Annotated in this window: 22 protein-coding genes; all 22 read left to right on the top strand. The window is 40.3% G+C overall.

What is annotated here, in order from left to right; all coding sequences use genetic code 11:
* Window positions 1–9: 9 nt before the first annotated feature.
* The 22 genes from fliS to MHH52_RS26705 all read left to right on the top strand — a co-directional run bounded on the left by fliS (window position 10) and on the right by MHH52_RS26705 (window position 23,589).
* Window positions 10–399, top strand: a complete 390-nt coding sequence (gene fliS / locus MHH52_RS26810; RefSeq protein ID WP_340005386.1) for a flagellar export chaperone FliS — start codon at window positions 10–12, stop codon at window positions 397–399.
* Entirely contained in the window at window positions 392–811 is a 420-nt protein-coding gene (locus tag MHH52_RS26805; RefSeq protein ID WP_340005384.1) for a hypothetical protein, read from the top strand. Before fliS ends, MHH52_RS26805 begins: the two co-directional genes overlap by 8 nt.
* A gap of 114 nt (window positions 812–925) precedes the next feature.
* Entirely contained in the window at window positions 926–1,741 is an 816-nt protein-coding gene (locus MHH52_RS26800; protein WP_340005383.1) for a flagellin, read from the top strand.
* A 162-nt stretch (window positions 1,742–1,903) separates the two neighbouring features.
* Window positions 1,904–2,719 carry a flagellin gene (locus MHH52_RS26795; RefSeq protein ID WP_340005382.1) on the top strand — a complete coding sequence of 272 codons (816 nt, stop codon included), beginning with the start codon at window positions 1,904–1,906 and terminating at the stop codon, window positions 2,717–2,719.
* Between the two features lie 219 nt (window positions 2,720–2,938).
* Window positions 2,939–3,754 (top strand): flagellin, encoded by an 816-nt coding sequence (locus tag MHH52_RS26790; protein ID WP_340005381.1) that lies wholly within the window; start codon window positions 2,939–2,941, stop codon window positions 3,752–3,754.
* Between the two features lie 129 nt (window positions 3,755–3,883).
* Window positions 3,884–4,480 carry a hypothetical protein gene (locus MHH52_RS26785; RefSeq protein ID WP_340005379.1) on the top strand — a complete coding sequence of 199 codons (597 nt, stop codon included), beginning with the start codon at window positions 3,884–3,886 and terminating at the stop codon, window positions 4,478–4,480.
* Window positions 4,477–6,369 (top strand): 6-hydroxymethylpterin diphosphokinase MptE-like protein, encoded by a 1,893-nt coding sequence (locus MHH52_RS26780; protein WP_340005377.1) that lies wholly within the window; start codon window positions 4,477–4,479, stop codon window positions 6,367–6,369. The genes MHH52_RS26785 and MHH52_RS26780 overlap by 4 nt, the downstream gene beginning before the upstream one ends.
* Window positions 6,353–7,372, top strand: coding sequence for a UDP-N-acetylglucosamine 4,6-dehydratase family protein (locus MHH52_RS26775; RefSeq protein ID WP_340005375.1), 1,020 nt, complete (start codon window positions 6,353–6,355; stop codon window positions 7,370–7,372). Before MHH52_RS26780 ends, MHH52_RS26775 begins: the two co-directional genes overlap by 17 nt.
* Window positions 7,373–7,388: 16 nt before the next feature.
* Complete coding sequence (pseG, locus tag MHH52_RS26770; protein WP_340005373.1) at window positions 7,389–8,432, top strand: UDP-2,4-diacetamido-2,4,6-trideoxy-beta-L-altropyranose hydrolase; 1,044 nt, start codon at window positions 7,389–7,391, stop codon at window positions 8,430–8,432.
* A 13-nt stretch (window positions 8,433–8,445) separates the two neighbouring features.
* The gene (locus tag MHH52_RS26765) at window positions 8,446–8,931 is read left to right on the top strand and encodes a hypothetical protein (protein ID WP_340005371.1); all 486 of its coding nucleotides are present in this window, start codon (window positions 8,446–8,448) and stop codon (window positions 8,929–8,931) included.
* On the top strand, window positions 8,912–9,973 hold the full coding sequence (pseI, locus tag MHH52_RS26760) for a pseudaminic acid synthase (RefSeq protein ID WP_340005369.1): 1,062 nt from the start codon (window positions 8,912–8,914) through the stop codon (window positions 9,971–9,973). The genes MHH52_RS26765 and pseI overlap by 20 nt, the downstream gene beginning before the upstream one ends.
* A gap of 21 nt (window positions 9,974–9,994) precedes the next feature.
* Window positions 9,995–10,720: a glycosyltransferase family protein gene (locus MHH52_RS26755; RefSeq protein ID WP_340009839.1), complete on the top strand. Its 726-nt coding sequence runs from the start codon at window positions 9,995–9,997 to the stop codon at window positions 10,718–10,720.
* Window positions 10,721–10,764: 44 nt separating this feature from the next.
* On the top strand, window positions 10,765–11,712 hold the full coding sequence (locus MHH52_RS26750; RefSeq protein WP_340005367.1) for a GDP-mannose 4,6-dehydratase: 948 nt from the start codon (window positions 10,765–10,767) through the stop codon (window positions 11,710–11,712).
* Between the two features lie 32 nt (window positions 11,713–11,744).
* The gene (gene pseC / locus MHH52_RS26745) at window positions 11,745–12,929 is read left to right on the top strand and encodes a UDP-4-amino-4,6-dideoxy-N-acetyl-beta-L-altrosamine transaminase (protein ID WP_340005365.1); all 1,185 of its coding nucleotides are present in this window, start codon (window positions 11,745–11,747) and stop codon (window positions 12,927–12,929) included.
* Between the two features lie 32 nt (window positions 12,930–12,961).
* On the top strand, window positions 12,962–14,203 hold the full coding sequence (gene fliB, locus MHH52_RS26740) for a flagellin lysine-N-methylase (protein ID WP_340005363.1): 1,242 nt from the start codon (window positions 12,962–12,964) through the stop codon (window positions 14,201–14,203).
* 11 nt (window positions 14,204–14,214) lie between these two features.
* A complete protein-coding gene (locus MHH52_RS26735) occupies window positions 14,215–15,279 on the top strand; it encodes a glycosyltransferase (RefSeq protein ID WP_340005362.1) in 1,065 nt (354 codons plus the stop codon).
* 274 nt (window positions 15,280–15,553) lie between these two features.
* Window positions 15,554–15,751, top strand: coding sequence for a cold-shock protein (locus MHH52_RS26730; protein WP_340005361.1), 198 nt, complete (start codon window positions 15,554–15,556; stop codon window positions 15,749–15,751).
* A 319-nt stretch (window positions 15,752–16,070) separates the two neighbouring features.
* Window positions 16,071–17,507 carry an S-layer homology domain-containing protein gene (locus MHH52_RS26725; protein WP_340005360.1) on the top strand — a complete coding sequence of 479 codons (1,437 nt, stop codon included), beginning with the start codon at window positions 16,071–16,073 and terminating at the stop codon, window positions 17,505–17,507.
* Between the two features lie 228 nt (window positions 17,508–17,735).
* Window positions 17,736–18,284, top strand: a complete 549-nt coding sequence (gene raiA, locus MHH52_RS26720) for a ribosome-associated translation inhibitor RaiA (RefSeq protein ID WP_042131328.1) — start codon at window positions 17,736–17,738, stop codon at window positions 18,282–18,284.
* A gap of 282 nt (window positions 18,285–18,566) precedes the next feature.
* Window positions 18,567–21,074: a preprotein translocase subunit SecA gene (gene secA, locus MHH52_RS26715; RefSeq protein WP_340005359.1), complete on the top strand. Its 2,508-nt coding sequence runs from the start codon at window positions 18,567–18,569 to the stop codon at window positions 21,072–21,074.
* A gap of 418 nt (window positions 21,075–21,492) precedes the next feature.
* Window positions 21,493–22,606, top strand: a protein-coding gene (prfB, locus tag MHH52_RS26710; RefSeq protein WP_313639238.1) for a peptide chain release factor 2 whose coding sequence is annotated in 2 segments (ribosomal slippage) — window positions 21,493–21,564 and window positions 21,566–22,606 — 1,113 coding nt in all. Because the reading frame shifts where the segments join, the coding sequence is not laid out codon by codon here.
* A gap of 98 nt (window positions 22,607–22,704) precedes the next feature.
* On the top strand, window positions 22,705–23,589 hold the full coding sequence (locus MHH52_RS26705; protein ID WP_340005356.1) for a YitT family protein: 885 nt from the start codon (window positions 22,705–22,707) through the stop codon (window positions 23,587–23,589).
* Window positions 23,590–23,748: the final 159 nt, after the last annotated feature.

Below are 23,748 nucleotides of genomic sequence, written 5' to 3'. Positions count from 1 at the left end.
CTAATTTGAATGGCATCACCCAATTTAGCTGGTTATCAAGCGTACCAGAAGAATAAATTCCAGACCGCATCTCCACATCGATTAACCCTGATGCTTTATGATGGGGCTATAAAATTTGCGGGCAAAGCAAAAGAATCTATCGATAATGGTGATATTGCAGGAACTAATTTCAATGTCATTAAGACACAAGATATAGTATATGAACTGCTTTCCTCTCTCAATGAGAAGCAGGGAGGAGAGATTGCTTCTAATCTTAAGAAATTGTATTTCTATATGATTGATCGATTAATAGAAGGTAATATTAAGAAACAATCAGCACCGATTAGTGAAGTGATAGTTTTATTAGAGGAATTACGCGTGGCATGGGTGGAGATTGGAAAGGGTGGTACTCTTGGGTGAAGTTGAAGAATACCGCTCGTTAATTCAACAGAGGCGTGAAGTATTGTTGGAATTAATCCAGTGTTCAGAATCTCAATTGTTAATGTTATCAGGTGAGGTGGATGATGACATGGCATCCTTATTTGATCAATCTATACAAACATGGAATCAATACACAGAAGACATGGATCGCGTTCAGAATCTTTTGAGTTCATCAGCACAATCAGATAATTCGGATGATTCAAAGGAACTCATTACACTCGTCCAAAAGCTAGCTTCAAATGTGGAACAATCGAAAAGCCTGCTAGAGCAGTCAGCAGGTCATGTGGGAACGGATCTAAAGCATGCCAGATCACAGCGTAAGCTAATGAATGCATACTATCACATGGAGAATACCGACCAGATTCCACTTTATTTTGATCAGAAAAAATAGTTCGATTTCGTTAGGATATTTCGAAAAAAAACTAAACAAAATAATGGATTCGCCGATATATACAATAGGCCACAAGGACGTGGCTACAAAACCAATCATGGAGGATGATTTCAAATGGGTATGTTTATTAACACTAACGTTGGCGCAATTAACGCTAACCGTAACCTGAGCTTCAACAATACGCAAATGGGTAAGACAATGGAAAAATTGTCTTCCGGCTACCGTATCAACCGTGCTGCTGACGATGCTGCTGGTTTGGCTATTTCCGAGAAAATGACTTACCAAATCAATGGTTTGAACCAAGCACAACGTAACGCTCAAGATGGTATTTCCTTCTTGCAAACCGCTGAAGGTGACTTGACAGAAGTTCACTCCATGCTACAACGTATGAACACACTTGCTAACCAATCTGCGAATGGTACGTATGTAACTGAAGATCGTAAGAAGCTTCAACTAGAAGTTTCACAACTGCTTACTGAAATTGGACGTGTAACTGATAACTCCAAGTTTAACGGTGTGAATTTGTTGAATACTGCAGCTACTGTTGATTTCCAGATTGGTGTTTCTAAAGCGGAAACTCTTACTGTAAAGTTGTCTAATAACGGTGTGAAGAGTTTGAATGTAAGCGGTATTTCTGTATCTAGTGTTGCGGGTGCTAAACTTGCAATGTCTGCTATTGCAGGGGCAATTGATACAGTATCGACTAACCGTGCGCAGCTTGGTGCGTACCAAAACCGTTTGGAACACACGATCAACAGCTTGGGTGTAACTTCCGAGAACTTGTCGGCTGCTAACTCCCGTATCAAGGATGCTGACATGGCAACAGAAATGACAGCATTTACGAAGAATCAAATCTTGGTTCAAGCGGGTACTGCAATGTTGGCACAAGCTAACTCCGCACCACAAGCAGTTCTTAAGCTGTTGGGATAATACTCTCGAAAATTTGTTCAATAAGCCTCCTGAGTCTGGGGGCTTATTTTTTTGTTTCAAATAGATTCTAATTAGAAAAACTAAACAAAATAATGAATTCACCGATATATACAATAGGCCACAAGGACGTGGCTAATAACCAATCATGGAGGATGATTTCAAATGGGTATGTTTATTAACACTAACGTGGGTGCAATTAACGCTAACCGTAACCTGAGCTTCAACAATACACAAATGGGTAAGACAATGGAAAAGTTGTCTTCCGGTTACCGCATTAACCGCGCTGCTGACGATGCTGCTGGTTTGGCTATTTCTGAGAAAATGACTTACCAAATCAATGGTTTGAACCAAGCGCAACGTAACGCACAAGATGGTATTTCCTTCTTGCAAACAGCTGAAGGTGACTTGACAGAAGTACACTCCATGCTGCAACGTATGAACACACTCGCTAACCAATCTGCGAATGGTACGTATGTAGCCGCAGACCGTGATAAGCTTCAACTGGAAGTAACACAACTTCTTGGCGAAATCAAACGTGTAACTGACAACTCCAAGTTTAACGGTGTGAACTTGTTGAACACTACGGCTGCTGTTGATTTCCAGATTGGTGTTTCTAAGACAGAGACTCTTACTGTAAAATTGTCTAATAACGGCGTAACCAGTTTGAAAGTAAGTGCTATTTCTGTATCTAGTGTTACCGGTGCTAAAGATGCAATGTCTGCAATTGCAGCGGCAATTGACACAGTATCGACTAACCGTGCTCAACTTGGTGCGTACCAAAACCGTTTGGAACACACTATCAATAGCTTGGGCGTGACTTCCGAGAACTTGTCGGCTGCTAATTCCCGTATCAAAGATGCTGACATGGCAACTGAAATGACAGCATTCACGAAGAACCAAATCTTGGTTCAAGCGGGTACTGCAATGTTGGCTCAAGCTAACTCTGCACCACAAGCTGTTCTTAAACTGTTGGGATAATATTACCGAAAGTTTGTACGATAAGCCTCCTGAGTCTGGAGGCTTATTTTTTTGGTTTTAAAAAGATTCTATACAGATATCACTTTAACTAGAATGGAAAAATAGTTCTATTTCCTCTAGAAAAATATTAAAAAAGACTAAAAAAAATAATGAATTGACCGATATATACAATAGGCCACAAGGACGTGGCTAATAACCAATCATGGAGGATGATTTCAAATGGGAATGTTTATTAATACAAACGTTGGTGCAATTAACGCTAACCGTAACCTGAGCTTCAATAATACACAAATGGGTAAGACAATGGAAAAATTGTCTTCTGGTTACCGTATCAACCGTGCGGCTGACGATGCTGCTGGTTTGGCTATTTCTGAGAAAATGACTTACCAAATCAATGGTTTGAATCAAGCGCAACGTAACGCACAAGATGGTATTTCCTTCCTTCAAACCGCTGAAGGTGACCTGACCGAAGTTCACTCCATGCTGCAACGTATGAACACACTCGCTAACCAATCAGCGAATGGTACGTATGTAACTGCAGACCGCCAGAAACTTCAACTGGAAGTAACACAACTGCTTACTGAAATCGGACGTGTAACTGATAACTCCAAGTTTAACGGTGTGAACTTGTTGAACACTACAGGTACAGTTGATTTCCAGATTGGTGTTTCTAAGACAGAGACTCTTAAAGTGAATTTGTCTAAGAATGGTACTACTGCATTGAAAATTGATAAGATTTCTGTAACAAATGTTACTTCTGCTAAAGCAGCAATGTCTGCTATTGCAGCAGCAATTGATTCAGTGTCGACTAACCGTGCTCAGCTTGGTGCGTACCAAAACCGTTTAGAACACACGATCAACAGCTTGGGTGTAACTTCTGAGAACTTGTCAGCTGCTAACTCCCGTATTAAGGATGCTGACATGGCTACTGAAATGACAGCATTCACGAAGAATCAAATTTTGGTTCAAGCAGGTACTGCAATGTTGGCACAAGCTAACTCTGCACCACAATCAGTTCTTAAGTTGTTGGGATAATAGTTTCAAGAGTACGAACGATAAGTCTCCAGATTTTGGAGGCTTATTTTTTTGTCCTTCTATACAATGCTATTGTTGTAAGACCGATATAAATGATAATAAGAATATCATAAATAAGGTGTGAAATAGATGAAGATAACAATCGATGAGCAACAAGAAATCATATCCTCTCCATTACAGGAAGAATTCAATAAAATTTGGTTAGAGTGTACAACTGAGATTTACCAAGCCGAACGTCTAATTTATTATGTAGATATCGATGGTCAAGTTCTATATAACCAATATGAGCAGTTTATACAAGACCACTTACAGATAATTGAAAACATCAAAATTCATACAATGTCGCGTTTTGATAGTATAAACGAAACAGAAGAGCAGCTTGTTCAATATTTAAATAAATTCATTCCTGGGATGACAGCTATAGTTGATCAGATGTATGGAGATATGTCTAATGAACTCTGGGGGGAATTAGCAACAGGTTTAGAAGGGTTACAATGGATTGCGAGTTCATTTGAATTTTTGAAAATATTGTACAGCTCGGATATATTGAACAATATTATCATTGGTAATTATTGTTCTGATCTGGAGAGTATTGTGAAGGATCTTGATACTAATCTCACTGAAGATGATTTGGTAGCTGTTGCGGATCTGTTTAAGTATGAATTATTACCTTTACTGGATAAATATAATGCTGAAATTGGAAAGTCGAAGGTTCAGCTATCATGAATATTATCGAAAAGAACTCAAAATTTTTAAAGGATAGTTATCCTGAATTTATGAAGATCGTAAAAGAAAATATTATGTATGATGGATCTGAACTCTGTGAAACTAGAAATCAAGAGCCTAATCTAGTTTTACTAAAGGATGATAAACAACATTATTTGCATAGTAAATATAATGCTACAGAAGAGGCTAAGCGTTGGGTATTATCTTTAGGACCTGAACAACTTCAGGTTGAACATCTTCTAATTATTGGGTGTGGGCTAGGGTACTACATAGAACAATTATTAGAGAATACGAAAGCAACTAGTATATATGTTTATGAGCCTGATGTTAGCATTTTTAATGCCTGGGTAAATTCTAGAGATGTTCAGAACGCTCTAAAGGATCAAAGAATTCGATTTGTTGTTGTTGGGGAGTTTGACTTATTTCAAACTCAGCTGACTATGCATATCTCTCAATATGCTAATAATTCTTTGAATATAATTGCTCCTCCGATATACAGAAAGTTATATGAGTCGATAATCAATAGCGTTCAAGCTAAGGTTAAAGAGGCACTTAGTACACAACTATCAAATCAAGCTACATTAAAATACTTCAAGAGTGAATGGGTACAAAATATTTTATTTAATTTGCCTTATGTCGTGATGAGTACTCCTGCTTCAAAGCTAAAAGAAATTGTCTTAGGCGTACCAGTCATTGTAGTGGGCTCAGGACCTTCTTTACAATATGACATTTCTTATCTTCGTGGATTAAAGTCTAAATGTTTAATTATTGCGGCAGGATCAAGCATACAAGCGCTTGAACATCATGGGATTATTCCACACATAGTCGTCTCTATTGATGGAGGACTACCAAACTACAGAGTGTTTGAGAATATAGATACAAGTAAAGTGACACTGCTTTATTCTCCGCAAATTAACTATAATATACTAGAACATTATCAAGCCCCATTAATTGCAGCAGGGCTAAGTTCAGATTCAATTACGTCAAATTTTGTCGACAAAGAGGATATTCCGGTATTTAGATCAACAACATCTGTAACAGGCACAGTACTTCAGATTGCTGAATATATGGGAGCATCTGAGATTATTCTGATTGGTCAAGACCTATCTTATCCGGACAAACAGTTTTATTCGTCAGGTGTGAAGCATATCTCTAAGGAGATAATCGCCGAACAACTTGAAGAGGCTAATGAATTGGTACCTAATGTGGATGGAGGATTTAACTCTACTTCATCGAAAATGAAAGTTACGTTAAATGATATGGAGCTTCAGATAAAATTAATAAACTTTAGTGGAGTTAAAGTGATAAATTCCTCAAGACATGGAGCACATATAGAAGGAACAGAGTGGATTCCTATGAATGAAATGCCCGAGAGATGGAACCATTTGCCCAACAGAGTTTTTGATGTCAATGAATTATTGTTGCAATTAACAAATGAAGATAAGTCAGCAAGGTTAGCTAAATTGAAAATGAAATATCGTACAATGTTTAAAGAAACCAATGATACTGGAAAGCGAATAAAGAAATTAATTCTACATTTAAATGCTTTGGCGGATATGTCAGCCAACAGTAGTATTAATACAATCTCGAGTAGATTAGTTGAGATCGATAAATTGTGGACTCGAATTACGCGTCAACAATCTTTTGAAACATTATATTCATTCTCACTAAAACATCATACTAACAACTATATGAAGTATGTATCTACGATCGTTGAAACTGAAAATGTACGTGATAAGTCCAGACTGATTGTGGAGCATTTGGGTGAATTAGTTAGTGCAATGGATGATTTTACCCCTGAATTGATAGGAACATTAAGCGAGGCTATGAAACGTTTAGATAGTATGATAGATGAAATGAGTGAGGCAGTAAATGAGCAGACAATTTAACGGTAAGAAGATTCTAATTGTTGGGGGCACAGGTACAATCGGACAAAGTCTCTTGGGTGAAATCCTTTTAGATGATCCAGAGGTCGTTCGTATTTTCAGTAGAGATGAATATAAGCAATTTATGCTGCAGCAGGAATATAAAGAATTTACTAATATTCGTTACCTCATAGGCGATGTTCGTGATTATAACCGGTTAGAAAGAGCAATGCAGGATATTGATTATGTGTTTCACACCGCAGCTATGAAGCACGTTCCTGCATGTGAATATAACCCTTTTGAAGCGGTACAGACAAATGTACTTGGCACGCAGAATGTGATTCAAGCGGCTTTAGCGTGTGATGTTAAAAAGGTTATTTTCACAAGTACAGATAAGGCAATTTCCCCTACCAATACCTACGGAGCTTCTAAGTTAATGGCAGAGAGGCTTGTTGCAGCTGCACAGTATCAAGCAGGCTCTAAGCAAACTAAGTTCGCGGCTGTCCGTTTTGGAAATGTAATGGGTTCGAGAGGATCTGTAATTCCGCTTTTCCAATGGCAAATTGAAGAAAAAAGAAAGATTACAGTGACTTGTAAAGAAATGACTCGATTTATGATGAGTTTAAAACAGGCTACAGAATTAACAATAAAAGCGATGGGATTGGCAAGAGGCGGGGAAATTTTTGTATTAAAGATGCCGATTGTTCGCTTAAGTGATTTAGCGGATATCATCATTAGTAACTCTGCTCAACACCTAAACATAGATCCTAATGATATTGCAATCGAAGAAATTGGAATACGGTCTGGTGAGAAGATGTATGAGGAATTGATGACCGCAGAAGAATCAGATCATGCATTGGAAACAGACGAAATGTTTATTATTCGGAATTCCTTCATGACAGTAGCGGCAAGCCTTTATCATCAAGCGAAAAGAACAGATAGAAAAAGTTACAGCTCCTCTAGTGAAGTTGCTATTAGTAATGATGAATTAAGGAGTTTATTAGTAGAAGATAATTTGTTATTTTGAAAAGGATTCTCAAACAATGAGATATTTTATCCGTGCTGATGCATCTGAACACTTGGGAACAGGACATATTATGAGATGTTTGTCACTTAGCGTTGAGCTTATTAGGAAAAAACATACTGTGGTTTTTGTTTGTAGATTATTGCATCCCTATCTACGGATATTAATAACTAATCAGGGCTGCGATATTTTAGAAATCGAATCGAAAGAACCCGTTGGAAGTACAGAAGAATCTGAATATGTTGTAAGTTTAATTAAGAAGGAATATGCAATTAATCAGACGGATTGGATAATTGTTGATCACTATTCAATTAGTTATAGCTATGAATCTATTCTTAGGAATTTGTTCAGTAATATCTTGGTGATTGATGATTTGGCTGACAGGCGGCATGATTGCGATATGTTACTAGATACTAATCTTAATAATGGAAATGAAAAATACAATAAATTAGTTGCTTCTTCTGTTACTCAATTAATTGGACCAAAGTATGCTTTACTTCGTCAAGAATTTTTGGATGAGCGTAGCAATATTAATGATAAGTTTCCTGAACATATTCAGAGCATTTTTGTATGTTTTGGTGGAACTGATCCTAGTAATGAGACTCTTAAAACAATTAAGGCATTAGAACCTGTCTTGAATGACATTACCAAAGTTAAAATTGTATTAGGAAGAACTAATCCTCATGTTGAGGAGCTTATAAACTTATTTGAGAATAATTCCAAACTTGAATTTCTGATTCAGCCAAGCTCAATAGCACAAGAAATGGTCTCATGTGACATGGCAATTTGTGCGGGCGGAAGTATGACTTGGGAAAGATATTGTATGGGACTTCCTGCAATTGTAATCGCGATAGCTGACAATCAAATAGAAGTCGCAAATTATGGACAATCAATAGGAATAGATAAATATATTGGAGTATCATCATTGGTTACTGAGGCAGATATAACTCGATCTATAAGACAACTAGTTCATCCTGCAACTTGGCTTCGAGAAGCTCGGGAACTTGCGATGGAGTCTGTTGATGGAAATGGTGTCTCACGAGTAGTAAATTATCTGATATAGAAAGAGGACTTACATGGAATTACGCGATGTTAAGCAAGACGATGTTAAATGGATGTGGGAATGTCGTAATGAAGTTGAGTCGCGTAACAACTCACTCCATATCGAAGAGATATCCTTGAGGGAGCATATCCTTTGGGTGGAGCAAAGTTTGTTTATGACTAATAGGAAATTGATGATTGCTTGGAATGAGGGTCAGAGAATTGCTGTTGTTAGATTAGATGGAATTGGTCATAAAGCTATTGTTAGTATAAATGTTGCTAAGGAGCACAGAGGTAAAGGTCACTCTTTGGAGATATTAAGTGAACTAGAGTATGCTTCTTTGACTTGGAATCCGAATATTCAATTCTTGCAGGCGAATATAAAAAAAGAAAACACTATGTCTATTAAGGCATTTATTAAGTCTGGATATAGGCAGTATAAAGATGAAGGCCAGTTGCAGGTGATGCAAAAACAAATAATCTTTGAAGAAGGTGTCGAAAATGAAGGAACAGCGGAATAATATAAATATTGCAGGTAGAGAAATAGGCCTCAATTGTCGACCCTTTATTATAGCTGAAATGTCAGGTAACCATAATCAATCTCTTGATAGAGCATTGGCTATTGTGGAAGCAGCTGCACAATCAGGAGTGGACGCGATTAAGCTGCAAACTTATACTGCGGACACAATGACCTTAGATATTAATTCCGGTGAATTTATGATTGAAGGTGCTGATAGTTTATGGAAAGGGAATTCTTTATACAATTTATATAAACAAGCGTATACCCCATGGGAATGGCATGCTGAGATCTTTAAGAGATGCAATGAGCTGGGACTTATCGCTTTCAGTTCACCTTTTGATGAGACTGCGGTTGATTTTTTGGAGAGTCTGAATGTACCTGCATACAAAATTGCATCCTTTGAGAATACAGATCTCCCGCTAATTAAAAAAGTAGCTAGTACTGGAAAACCTATGATCATGTCTACTGGAATGGCTACTCCTGCAGAACTGGATGAGGCAGTACGAACGGCGAGGGAATTTGGTTGTAGTCAATTAGTGCTTTTAAAATGCACAAGTACATATCCAGCTGAGCCTACGAATTCGAATCTTTCTACAATCCCACATATGAGACAACTATTTAATTGTGAAGTGGGGTTGTCGGATCACACTTTAGGAATAGGGGTTTCTATAGCTAGCGTAGCCTTGGGTGCAACCGTTATCGAGAAACATTTTACCCTTTCAAGAGCTGATGGAGGTGTGGACTCTGCTTTTTCCATGGAACCTCATGAAATGAAAAGTTTAGTTGAAGAGACTACAAAGGCTTGGCAATCGATAGGAGAAATATCCTATGGTGCTACTAAAAGTGAGCAGGAGTCTAAAGGCTTCAGAAGATCTATTTATGCATCTAAGGATATTAAATCGGGCGAGACAATTACTAAAGATAACATTAAAGTGATTCGGCCAGGATATGGCCTACCTCCAAAGTATTTAGACCAAGTAATGGGTAGAACCGCAAAGGTAGACATCCCACAAGGAACTGCGCTAAGTTGGGAGATTATTTAATATATTTTATTGGGGTGCATGATGAACTTTACTGTAATTATTCAGGCTCGTATGGGCTCTACCCGTTTACCTGGGAAGGTTCTATTGCCACTGGGTAAGCATAATACTCTTGGTTATGTTGTGGATAGATGTAGAGAGATTAGTGGTATTACTCAAGTTGTTGTGGCCACCTCTACACTAGAGCAGGACACTCCCATTGAAGAATGGTGCAAGGTCAATAAAGTAGATTGTTTTCGCGGCTCAGAAGAGGATGTTCTGCTGAGATATTATGAATGTGCAATAAAATTTAAAGCTGAGTATATATTGCGTGTAACAGCAGATTGTCCGTTCGTAGACTATGAGTTGGCAAGCATGATGGTAGAAACAATGATAGCTAATCCCTCAGATATTTTAGTGTATGAAGGAGAATTGCCGCGTGGATTGGCTGTGGAAGTCATTTCATTTGATGCACTTGAAAAGATTAATAGTATTGGAAATGAGTCTCGGCATCGTGAACATGTTACTTATTTTGCATACGAAAATATAGAGTTATTCACATCTGTTTCTATTAAGTTGCCTGAGAAATTGAATCAACCTCAGTTCAGGATTACTCTAGATACACAAGAAGACTATCTGGTATGTCAGGCGATCGCTGATGAGTTTGCTAACGATGTATTGATAAGCTCATCTGAAATCATAGAATATCTTCTGAGATCTCCTGAAGTATCAAAGTTAAATTCTCACATTTTGCAAAAGCCTGTAGAGTAAGTATTAGAAACATTGAAAGAGTCTGAACAGAAGGAGTGACTTTTATGAATATTTTACTCACCGGTGGAGCTGGCTTTATCGGCCGCTGGGTCGCGAAGAGATTGCTCAACGAAGGTCACAGGTTGTGGATTGTTGACGACTTGTCGAATGGGCGTGAATCGAATATTGAAGAGTTTCGGACACATCCGGGTTTGCAACAGTTTATTAAAGGTACAATTCTGGATGAAGCTTTGCTAGCTGATTTATTTGATAAACATAGATTTGAAATATGCTATCATCTTGGAGCTTCTATTAACGTTCAGGATTCAATTGATGATCCTAAGACCACATTCGACAATGATACCGTAGGAACGTTTATTATATTGGAACAGTGCCGTAAGTATAACACGAAGGTCGTTTTTATGAGTACCTGTATGGTATACGATCGTTGCAGCGATGAAGGTGGCATAACGGAGTTGCATCCAACGAAACCAGCTTCCCCATATGCAGGAGCTAAGGTTGCCGCAGAGAATATGGTACTATCTTACTTCTATGCTTATAATCTACCGACTGTAGTTATACGTCCTTTTAACACGTATGGTCCTTATCAGAAGACTGGTGGTGAGGGTGGGGTAGTTGCCATCTTTATTAACAATCACTTAAATGGAAAAGATCTCAATATTTATGGAGCGGGAACACAAACTCGTGATCTCTTGTATGTTGAAGATTGCGCAAAATTTGTAGTTGCCGCAGGTTTTTCGGATGAAGTTAACGGTGAGATTGTGAATGCAGGACTTGGTAGAGATATCTCCGTTAATGATTTAGCGCTTCAAATTACTGGGGACGCCACTCGGATTAAGCACGTGGAGCATATCCATCCTCAGAGTGAAATACAAAAGCTGTTATGTAACTCATCCAAAGCGAAAAATCTTCTAAAGTGGGAACCTGAAGTTACGCTGGAAGAAGGAATAGCACGTACTACTGAATGGATCCAATCTGGTGGTCTTAACTAAATTGGAATGCAAAAAGAGGGGGCATGACAACGATGTCTGATCAATCATCGCTTAATCCTGTTCGCGCAACATTGCTTCCTTATGGACAGCAGTGGCTTGACGAACAGGACATTGAATCTGTTGTAAAGGTTCTTAAGGGGGACTTTATTACCCAAGGTCCAGCGATCAACGCTTTTGAAACTAAGGTTGCAGATTATGTAGGCGCTAAATATGCTGTAGCATTTACAAACGGCACTGCAGCACTGCATGGTGCTTGCTTTGCTGCAGGAATTGAAGAGGGCGATGAAGTAATAACTACACCAATTACTTTTTTAGCTAGTAGTAATTGTGTGCTCTACCAGGGTGGGACACCGATATTCGCTGATATCAACATGGATACCTATAATATCGATCCTATTGATATTGAGAATAAAATTACAGCTAGGACTAAGGCGATTATTGCAGTTGATTTTTCTGGACAACCTGTGGAGATGGACCGAATAGCTATGATTGCTCGAGATCATAATTTGGTTTTGATTCAAGATTCGGCGCATTCCTTAGGAGCTAGCTTTGCAGGTCAAAAGGTAGGTTCTATTGCTGATATGACAATGTTCAGCTTTCATCCTGTTAAACATATAACAACTGGTGAGGGCGGAATTATTACAACGAATAGTGAAGAGTATTATCGTAAACTTCTAATGTTCCGCAGCCATGGAATGACTAGAAATCCAGAGGAACTCACAAGGAATGATGGTCCATGGTACTATGAAATGCATGAGCTAGGCTACAATTATAGAATGACAGATATGCAAGCTGCACTCGGTGTTAGCCAAATGGACAAGCTAGACTCGTTTGTAGAGAGAAGACGTGAAATTGCGGAAAAATACAATGAGTCCTTCTCTTCGTTACAGGGAGTAGTCATTCCCGCACAACACGCTCAGTCAGAATCATCGTGGCATCTCTACGTTGTTCGATGGCTCCCAGAATATTTTGTTGGGGACAGAAAAGATATATTCCAAGCTTTGAGAGATGAGAACATTGGCGTTAATGTTCATTATATCCCTGTGTATCTCCAACCTTTTTATAAAGAATTAGGCTATCAGTCAGGTCTATGTCCAAATGCGGAATCGTACTATGAATCAGCAATTTCACTCCCCATTTTCCCGAAAATGTCGGACTCTGACGTAAATGATGTTATTACGGCGCTGAAAAAAGTATATGAACGATTTAATAAATAATTACGAAGAGGTTGTAGGATCGGAGAGTACTCATGAATAAGCACGTATTAATGCCAACTTATATGAAGGACTTCGCTTGTATAGGTAGCGAGTGTGAGGATAGCTGCTGTACTGGATGGCAAGTTACCTTGGATAAAAAGTCTTATAAAGAATACAAAAATTTAAAACATCCTCAATTGTCAAAAACACTTCAGCACAGTATGAAACGCAATAAGAGTGATGCCGCATCTTCAGCTAATTATGCTAGCTTTCATTTAGATCAGCACGGACGTTGTCCAATGCTTAATGAACAGAATTTATGTGGTATTCAATTAAATTTCGGGGAAAAAATGCTCTCTCCCACTTGTAAAACGTATCCAAGAGTTGTAAATCTAGTAGATGAAACTTATGAGATGTCGGCGAAATTGTCTTGTCCTGAAATCGCAAGATTAGTTTTGTTGAATAAAGAGAAGATGGAGTGCGAAGAATTTGAGTTTACATTAGATCCATCGTGGTCCATGCTAGGCGTTATTGATACCCATAATCCTAAATTGGCGGAGCGCTACTTTTGGAATATTAGAGTGTTCACCATCGATGTTCTACAGAATAGAAATTGGTCTATTGAGGATCGGTTAGTTTTTCTAGGGCTGTTTATTCAGAAATTGGAGCAATTATTAGCGCAGAATCGTATTGAGCATATACCTGATCTAATTCATGAGTATATTGATAAGATGGAGTCCCCTGACATACAATCTAGTTTGGATATGATCAAAGGTAACGTTAAGATGCAGATGCATATCATTATGCATTTTGTGTCACTTCGTGCCAAATTAGGGGTCTCTAGCGAAAGATATGTTTCGATTTTTTCTGACATGTTGTCGGGATTTGGCTTAGATCAAGGTGATACGATTGATGTTAATCTACTAGAACAACAATATTTGAGTAATTATAAAATGTATTATGAGCCTTTTATGAGTGATCACTCTTACATGCTAGAGAACTATTTGGTGAATCATGTTTTTGAGAGTATGTTCCCAAGAAGTGGTGATTCGTTGTTCTCTGATTATATATTAATGGCGGTTATTTATATGATGGTTCGAATTCATTTGGTTGGGATATCAGGACACTACAAGGGATTAAACGAGGAGATCGTAATCAAAGTAGTACAGTCTTTTAATCGGGAGACTATGCATAGTTCTAATTATTTAGAGATGATCAAAACATACTTTAAAGAGAATGAGTTTGATTCGTTGGCTCATATTGTAGCAATCTTAAGTACTAGAGTCGCTGAGTAAGGGGTGCTCTGTTGAAGACAATTGCATTAGTTATGATTGTTAAGGATGAGGAGTCCGTCATTGATCGTTGTTTGAGAAGCGTGAGTCATATGGTTGATGAAATAATCATTCTAGATACAGGATCAACAGATCGAACAAAGGCCATCGCCGAAAGCTATGGTGCCAAGATATTTGACTGGACCTGGAACAACAACTTTTCCGATGCACGTAATGCTGCGTTAGATCATTCGACATGTGATTGGAACCTGGTGCTAGATGCGGATGAGTATATTGATAATGATTGCAGTGAAGTGATTCGTGAATTTATCAACAAGCATCATGCCATTGGCAGGATAAAGCTGATCAATCAATTTAAAGGTAATGATGGCGAGCTATCGTATGCTCATGGGTTTGTTTCACGTATGTTTCCGTCTGGTATTCGATATGAGGGTCATATTCATGAACAACTTAGCTCTGATCTGCCTAGAATCAACCTTTCTGTTGAAGCTTATCATGATGGCTATATGGAATCTAAAGCAGATCGCAATATACCTATATTACAGGCGGAAATTGATAGCAATCCACTAGACGTTTATTTTCTTTTTCAAATTGCAAAGGAATTTAGAGGGATTGGCGATCATATTCAAGCTTACGAGCATCTACACAAGGCGTACTCTCTTCTAGATAGAACGGAGAATTATGCCCCAAATGTTATTGTAAACGTGCTCTATGAGGTTATTGCGACAGAGAGATTTGAAGAAGGGCTTCCTATCATCAGTAGAGAACGAGAATGGTTAAATGATTTTACAGATTTCCACTTTGTTTGTGGTGTTCTTTACATGAAGCTTATTTTGAAAAATACCGCGAAGTATGTAGGATTGTTGCCTCTAATTGAGCAATCTTATCTAAAATGTCTACAAATCGGCGAGACAGACCAGTATGAATGTGTTTATGGGACTGGAAGTTTTTCGGCATTACATAACTTGGGGAGTCTTTATGAAGTAATGGGGAAGCTTGACAAGGCTAAGCAATATTACCGGGAAGCTTCTGAGAAGTTTGGCTACAAGCCCTCAAGTAGAAGATTGGAATTGCTTTGAAAACCTACCTTTAAGCTTACGAAATCAAAATAAATTAATATTATTTTCAGTGTTTCACTATAGGAGTAGACGGGTATTGAATACCGTCTGCTCTTTTTTGATCATTACGCCGCAACTTTTTCTTGATTATGGAAAATTAAATCTCCTATTTTACGTGGTAAATTATTGCATGTAAACATTTACTTTTCCAATTGACAATGAAGAAGTTACGGTGGTATAGTCGATTTGTGAGCAAGACTCACGTTCATCTGATGACGAAGGGAATGTTTAATCAATGGAAGGTAAAGTAAAATGGTTTAATGCAGAAAAAGGTTATGGTTTTATCGAGACTGTAGACGGTGGCGACGTATTCGTACACTTTTCCGCGATTCAAACTGATGGTTTCAAGACTTTGGATGAAGGCCAATCCGTAGAGTTCGATATCGTTGAAGGTGCACGCGGACCACAAGCAGCTAACGTAATCAAATTATAATCATACGGCTAAGCCGACCTACATATAAGTAGATGGTTAGCAATTTAGACAGCGCTAGCAAGGATCTTGGGAATTCTCCCAAGGTCCTTTTTTTATGCACTCATATATGCCTCTATCAAGGCAGTTAATAGAAAGAAAATGGCGCAATTTGTAAATTAATTTTATGGGGAATGTTAGAACTCTTCAAAAGGTGGGTAATAGATACACGTTGAGCTGTTTATCTTACCTTGACGCACACTATGTTAGCCTAGGCCAATACTTCTACGAAGAGATACATATAGCCTATGCTATCAAAACTTTTAGGAGGGTGATTAGCAGGATGAAAAAGATGTGGCGAGGTCTTATGACCGGAATATTAGGAATTAGTATGTTATTAGGATCTCTTGGCAGCGTATCTGCCGCTCCCGTGCCTAAGGATATTCAAGGTCACTGGGCCCAAGGTCAGCTACAGGAATGGCTAGATAGAGGATATCTTGGAGGATATCCTGATGGAACAGTGAAACCAAACAAGGCAATTACTCGTGGTGAGTATGTAACTCTGATAAATCGCCTGTTCGGTTTTACACAAAAAGCAACAGTAAGCTTTAAAGATATGAGAAGCACAAACTGGAACTACAGTGAAGTGGCTAAAGCCGTGGAAGCTGGATATATCGGGGGTTACGAGGATAATACATTCCGCCCTAATAACCCGCTAACAAGACAAGAAGCAGCTGTAATTACTGCGAAACTACTTAGATTGAACACGAATACGACTTCAAACAAATTTAAAGACAATGCACAAATTGCCGCATGGGCTAAAGGTGCAGTAGCCGCTGCAGCGGATAAGAAGATTATTAACGGTTATCCGGATGGAACCTTCGGTCCAAAGCGATCGTTAACACGTGCAGAGGCTGTAGGTATTATCAATACCTCAGTTATTTATTATCCAGGTAGTGGAACAGGTGGTGGTGTAATCCCTACACCAACGCCAACGGCAACTCCGACACCAACAGCTACACCAATGCCAACAGCTACTCCAGGTGGCGGTAGTGGTGGTGGATCTGGCGGAGGTAATGGTGGTGGCGGAAATGTCACAACACCAACCGTAAGTGGGGCAACCTATGGTAACGTTGGTTCGGTAACAGCTGATGTATACCTGACGTCCTCAGTAACGGGTGCAGTTTACTATGTTGTAGCTCCTTATACTGCTAATGTAAGTGCACCAAGTGCACTGCAAGTGGAAAAGGGACAAATTAGTGACGGAACTGCAGGCGTACATCATGGTAAAGCAGCTACTGTAGCTAACACTAGGGTTACATTCTCTGTTTACGGATTAAATCCTGGTACGGAGTATGCAACTTATATCGCGGTAGCTGATGCTTCGGGTAAACTATCTGATGTAACAACCGTTCGTTTAACTACCGCTCAGGCTACGGCTAGTTCGATTACACTTTTTGAACCGGGACAAGCAGGTACAGTCACAGCAGATGTATATGTTAAATATGGTGTGACAGGTGGCGCTATAGCTCCAGTAAGATATGTTGTATTGCCTGCAAATGCAGCAGCGCCTAGCGCAGCACAGATTGCTGCAGGACAGGATAGTACAGGTGCTGTATTGAATGCTCCATGGACTGGTACGCCTTCCATTACTCCAGGCGTAAAACATACGCAAACTTTGACTGGATTGACAGCGAATACTGCTTACAAGGTATACGTTATTACAGGAACAGGTACGCAATTGTCACCTGTAGAAATCATTCAAATTCATACCAAGTAACTCGATCTTATACTGTTTTAGTTAGGGAATATAAGAATGGAATTCGTACTATAATAGCGACAGGTTTACTTTTGGTCCGGTGAGGCGAATAGTGCTCTTACCGGACTTGTTTTATTTGTGAACACTAGGACAATATTTGTTAGCAAATTGTAAGGGCTGTAAGGAATTACTTTTTACTTAGCCTTAACAATTTGGTATAATGAAGGTGTAACTAAAGGAGGAGTGGCCATGCAATTCACCATTCGAGGTCAACAAATTGATGTGACCGACGCTTTGAGAGAGTATGTTGATAAGAAGCTCAGCAAACTTGAGAAGTATTTCGAAGCACCCCCTACCTCTGAAGGGTCTGTGACGCTTGGCGTAGTTCGCGGCCTTCATACGGTGGAAGTAACCATTCCGCTTGCTGGCGTGACGCTTCGTGCGGAAGATCGCAGCGATGACATGTATGCTTCCATAGATGCCGTTGTGGACAAGTTGGAACGTCAAATTCGCAAACACAAAACGAAGATTAATCGTAAATTCCGTCAAGAAGGACTCAAGACGCTGTTTGTGGATGGAGCTAGTACCGCTGTTGCTGTAGAAGAACAAGATTATGATGATTTAGAAGTTGTGCGGAACAAACGCTTTACCATGAAGCCGATGGATGTGGAAGAAGCAATTCTTCAAATGAACATGGTAGGACATAATTTCTTTGTGTTTTCCAATATCGATACTTCGGAAGTTAGCGTAGTTTACAAACGTGATGATGGTAAATATGGACTGATTGAACAGGGCTAAGATTCAATGATGCCAGTTATACTATTCAGTATAATGGGCCTCGAGATTTATTCAGATACTTAGAAATTTAAACCGAGCCCCTATTCGCTGCAAGCGAATAGGGCTCTTGTGCGTATAAACAGCTGTATTTGAAAAATGTGGCTGATATACCTTGTATTGCGGCATCTCTTACAAACTGTTACAATTTATGAAGCAGCGGAATCGAATTTATAAATGGCCCTTTCAATTTTTTGTGAGGATGGGCTCGGTTCCACCATCTGTGTTGCGTGAAAGGGGTTAACCATGCTAGGACTTGTAAAGAAAATATTCGGAGACACCAACGATCGTGATGTTAAACGTCTCATGAAGACAGTCGATGTAATTAATGGATTGGAACCGGAATTTGTAAAGCTATCTGATGAAGAGTTACAAGCTAAGACAGCAGAATTCCGTGCCCGTATTGAGAAAGGCGAAACTTTGGAAGAAATTCTTCCCGAGGCATTTGCTACCGTACGTGAAGCTTCCAAGCGGACACTTGGTATGCGGCATTTTGATGTACAGCTGATTGGTGGTATGGCTCTGCATGAAGGCCGAATCTCCGAGATGAAGACTGGTGAAGGTAAGACGCTAGTGGGCACATTGCCAGTGTATTTGAATGCTTTGCTAGGTAAAGGCGTACACGTAGTAACAGTAAATGACTATTTGGCTCAGCGCGACAGCGCACAAATGGCACAAATTTATAACTTCCTGGGCATGACGGTTGGGGTTAACCTGAGCGGTATGGACCATGCTGATAAACAAGATGCTTATGCCTGCGATATTACGTATGGCACGAACAACGAATTTGGTTTTGATTATTTGCGTGACAACATGGTGCTCTATAAAGAGCAAATGGTTCAGCGCCCTCTGTATTTCTGTATTATTGATGAAGTGGACTCTATTCTTATTGATGAAGCACGTACACCTCTTATTATTTCCGGACAAGCAGAAAAGTCTACAGAATTGTACTTTACAGCAGACCGGTTCGTGAAAAAGCTTAAGGCTGAAGAAGACTTCACGGTTGATATCAAAGTGAAGTCAGTAGCCTTGACTGAGAAAGGCGTAGCTACTGCTGAGCGCGCTTTTGGTATCGAGAACTTGTATGATCACAGTCATGTAACCTTGAATCACCATATCGTCCAAGCTCTAAAAGCAAATGTAATTATGCGTCGTGACGTAGATTACGTTGTGAACGATGGTGAGGTCGTTATTGTTGATGAATTTACTGGACGCCTAATGTCAGGTCGTCGCTATAGCGATGGATTGCATCAAGCGATTGAAGCGAAGGAAGAAATCGAAGTACAGAACGAGAGTATGACTCTTGCTACGATCACATTCCAGAACTACTTCCGTATGTATCGCAAACTTGGTGGTATGACTGGTACAGCGAAGACTGAGGAAGAAGAATTCAAGAAGATTTATGGTCTTGAGGTTCTTCAGGTTCCTACCAATAAGCCGAACAAGCGTGATGATATGCCGGATATAGTCTACAAGAGTGAGAACGGTAAGTTCAACGCTGTTGTGGAAGAAATTGTTGAGCGTCACAAAAAGAACCAGCCTGTACTGGTTGGTACAGTGTCGATCGAGAATTCAGAGCGCGTATCCGAAATGCTGAAGCGTAGAGGCGTTAGACACCAAGTGCTTAACGCGAAGCATCATGCTGCGGAAGCGGAAATCATTACACATGCAGGTCAGCCAGGTACAGTTACGATTGCTACCAATATGGCTGGACGTGGTACGGACATTGTTCTGGGTGAAGGTGTGATAGATCTTGGGGGTCTTCATATCATTGGTACAGAGCGTCATGAATCCCGCCGGATTGATAACCAGCTGCGCGGTCGTGCGGGTCGTCAAGGTGACCCTGGTTCTACACAATTCTACTTGTCGCTTGGCGATGAGCTCATGAAGCGTTTTGGCGCTGACAACGTTCTGAACATGATGGATCGTCTCGGATTCGAGGAAGATCAGCCGATTGAGAGCCGCATGATCACACGTGCTGTAGAATCTGCTCAGAAACGTGTTGAAGGTAATAACTTTGATATCCGTAAAGTCGTATTGCAATATGATGACGTGATGAATCAACAGCGTGAAATTATTTATAAACAACGCCGTGAGATTCTGGAGTCGGATAATATTAAAGATATCGTGCTTGAAATGATCAAGCCAGTGATTGAGCGTATCGTTCTCGCACACTGTAGCGATGATATTCCTGAGAACTGGGAACTACAAGAAGTTGCTGATTACGTAAACAGTAAGCTTCTTGAAGAAGGTGCTTTGACCCGCGATATTCTATGGGGCAAGGAAGCAGAGGAGATCATCGAGTTCATTTTCGAACGTGTGCTTGAGAAATATGCTGCCCGTGAAGAACGTCTGGGTTCAGAACTCGTACGTGAATTCGAGAAGGTAATCGTGCTTCGTTCCGTAGACAGCAAATGGATGGATCATATTGATGCAATGGATCAATTGCGTCAAGGGATTCACTTACGTGCTTACGGTGGTACGGATCCACTTCGCGAGTATCAATTCGAAGGTTTTGAGATGTTTAATACTATGACTGCTACGATTCAAGAAGAAGTAGCTACTTATATTATGAAGGCTCACATCGAGGCGAATCAGGAACGTCAATCCGTTATTGATGAAGACAAGATCTCTACAAACAGCGAACCTGTTGAGAAACGTCCGGTTCATGTTGAGGCTGTGACTGGCCGTAACGATCTTTGCCCTTGCGGAAGTGGCAAGAAGTACAAGAATTGCCACGGTCAAAACGCGTAAGACAAACGTTTAGTAACGCTCATATTTAACGGTCTAAGGTATAGATGAAATTGGCATTGGAGTGTGATTTTCTCTGATCTTGCCTTCTATCTAGTCCTTATCATCGCTTGTATGGGTATACTAACCATACAGAGCGGCTGGGCCCGGGGGTATCCCCCGTTTACGGCCCAGTCGCTTTTTTGGATATTTAGTAGTTAGGTGATCATAGAGCGGAGCAGCGGAATTGTTCTGTAGAAGCGTAGCGTTCGCCTTTGTTTCGAGATTCCAACCGCAATGCGGTTATCAATTCAAGGAATCTGGAAACAACAGCGATCGGAAGAATAATCCGCAAGCGTAAGCGAACTTTGATCACTATATCCCGCTAAATCTCCAATAGAGCGACGACCGTACAACCTATTTTGAAAGGTGAAGTGAACCTATGATAGAACCGAATGTAAAGCAAGATCTGCGTGAAATAGGCAAGAAACTAACTGACCTTAGGGGGTCTCTTTGACTTAGATCTTAAGCAAGAGATGATTTCTAACTTTGAAGAGAAAATGGCGGCTCCAGGGTTCTGGGATAATAGTGAGCAAGCGCAGAGCGTGATCGCCGAGATGAATGCTGTGAAATCTTCTGTAGATCAATACGAGAAGCTTCAACAGGAATACGATGATGCTGCGATGATGGCAGAGCTCGCTGATGAAGAGGGCGATGAGGATCTGGCAACAGAAATTGGGGAGACGATTCGTAGCCTAGGCAGTAAAGTAGATGAATTTGAGCTGCAATTGCTGCTTAACCAGCCGTATGACAAGTTAAATGCTATTCTCGAACTTCATCCTGGTGCAGGCGGAACGGAATCCCAAGACTGGGGACAAATGCTGCTACGTATGTACACTCGCTGGGCTGAGAAACGTGGGTTTAAGGTTGAAGTACTGGATTATTTACCGGGTGATGAAGCTGGAATTAAGAGTGTTACACTCCTAATCAAAGGCTTCAACGTTTACGGATATCTGAAAGCTGAAAAGGGCGTACATCGACTGGTGCGGATTTCTCCGTTTGACTCTTCGGGCAGACGCCATACCTCTTTTGTGTCCTGTGATGTCGTTCCGGAGATTACGGATGATGTAGAAGTTGAGATTCGTACCGAGGATCTTAAGATCGATACGTATCGTGCGAGCGGCGCCGGTGGACAGCATATCAATACCACAGACTCTGCGGTGCGGATTACTCACTTGCCTTCGGGTGTGGTGGTAACCTGTCAGAACGAACGTTCACAGATCAAGAACCGGGAACAAGCCATGAAGATGCTGCGTTCCAAATTGTATGAGCGCAAGCTGCAAGAGCAGCAGCAACAATTGGATGAGATTCGCGGCGAGCAGTCCGATATTGCTTGGGGCAGTCAGATTCGTTCCTATGTATTCCATCCGTATAACATGGTCAAGGATCACCGTACTTCCGTGGAAACGGGTAATGTTGGTGCGGTAATGGATGGAGACCTGGACGCATTCATTGATGGTTACTTGCGTAGCCAGATCAAGGTCGAGGCGGATTAAGGGATTTTTTAGGGGAAACGGATACCATTCTTTGATATGGATGGAATAGCCGTTTCTTCTTACGTAGAGCAAGATGACACTTTAAGGAGCGCCTTGAAATGCAAAAAATCAATTCACGCAATAAACCCCCGCTGATTCCTTTGAATGGACCAGCCCGCCATGTGGTGGATACAACGCTTATTCTGATTGGTTCGCTAATCACGGCACTGGGTTTTAATCTTTTTTTTCTGCCTAATCAGATTGCTTCTGGTGGTGTGTCTGGTCTGTCTGTATTGGCTGAAGCTTGGTTTGGGGCTGAGCCGGCGTTTACGCAGTGGGCACTTAATATCCCGCTGTTTGTGCTCGGGGTAATCTTTCTTGGTAAACAATATGGAGTTCGTTCGCTGCTCGGGAGCTTTGTATTACCACTCTTTATCTTGTTGACAAAAGATTTACCCATACCTACAACCAACCCACTTCTAGCCTGCATTTATGGCGGTATCTGTGTGGGGTTGGGTCTTGGCCTTGTGTTCCGCGGACGGGGCTCGACAGGTGGACTTACGATTTTGGCGCAGATTATTCAAAAGATATCCGGGCTTAGCTTCTCGATTTCCGTAGTTCTGCTGGACGGGACGGTTATTGTACTGGCTGCTTTTATACTTGGTATGGAGCAGGCGCTGTATGCGCTGATCGGATTGTTTGTAACAGGTAAGGCCATTAACGCGATAGAGGTAGGCTTCCGCTATACGAAGGTGGCGTATATTATCTCAGACAAGACAGATGAAATATCTGCAGCAATATTAAATGATCTGGATCGTGGTTTGACGAAGCTGGACGCACATGGCGGGTATACTGGCGATGCACGTACTGTTCTGATGGTAGTAGTAGGCCAGAATGAAGTTTCGAGACTGAAAGCGATTGTTCAATCGGTAGATACAAGCGCATTTGTTATTATTACCGATGCACATGAAGTGCTGGGCGAAGGGTTTAAAAGAGAAGTGTAATCTTTCCTACGGGGGAGGCGACGCTTCTCTTTTTTTTGTAAATAGATTTATATTTGGGATGAATAAAGTTTACACAATGTGTTGTATTTATATTAATAGGGATGTATAATAATACATATTTCTAAGACGGTATGCATTATATTAATTATTATATTCATG

The sequence above is a fragment of the Paenibacillus sp. FSL K6-0276 genome (assembly GCF_037977235.1).
In the GTDB taxonomy this organism is placed as follows: Bacteria; Bacillota; Bacilli; order Paenibacillales; family Paenibacillaceae; genus Paenibacillus_AQ.
This window is presented reverse-complemented; position numbering and strand designations above follow the sequence as displayed.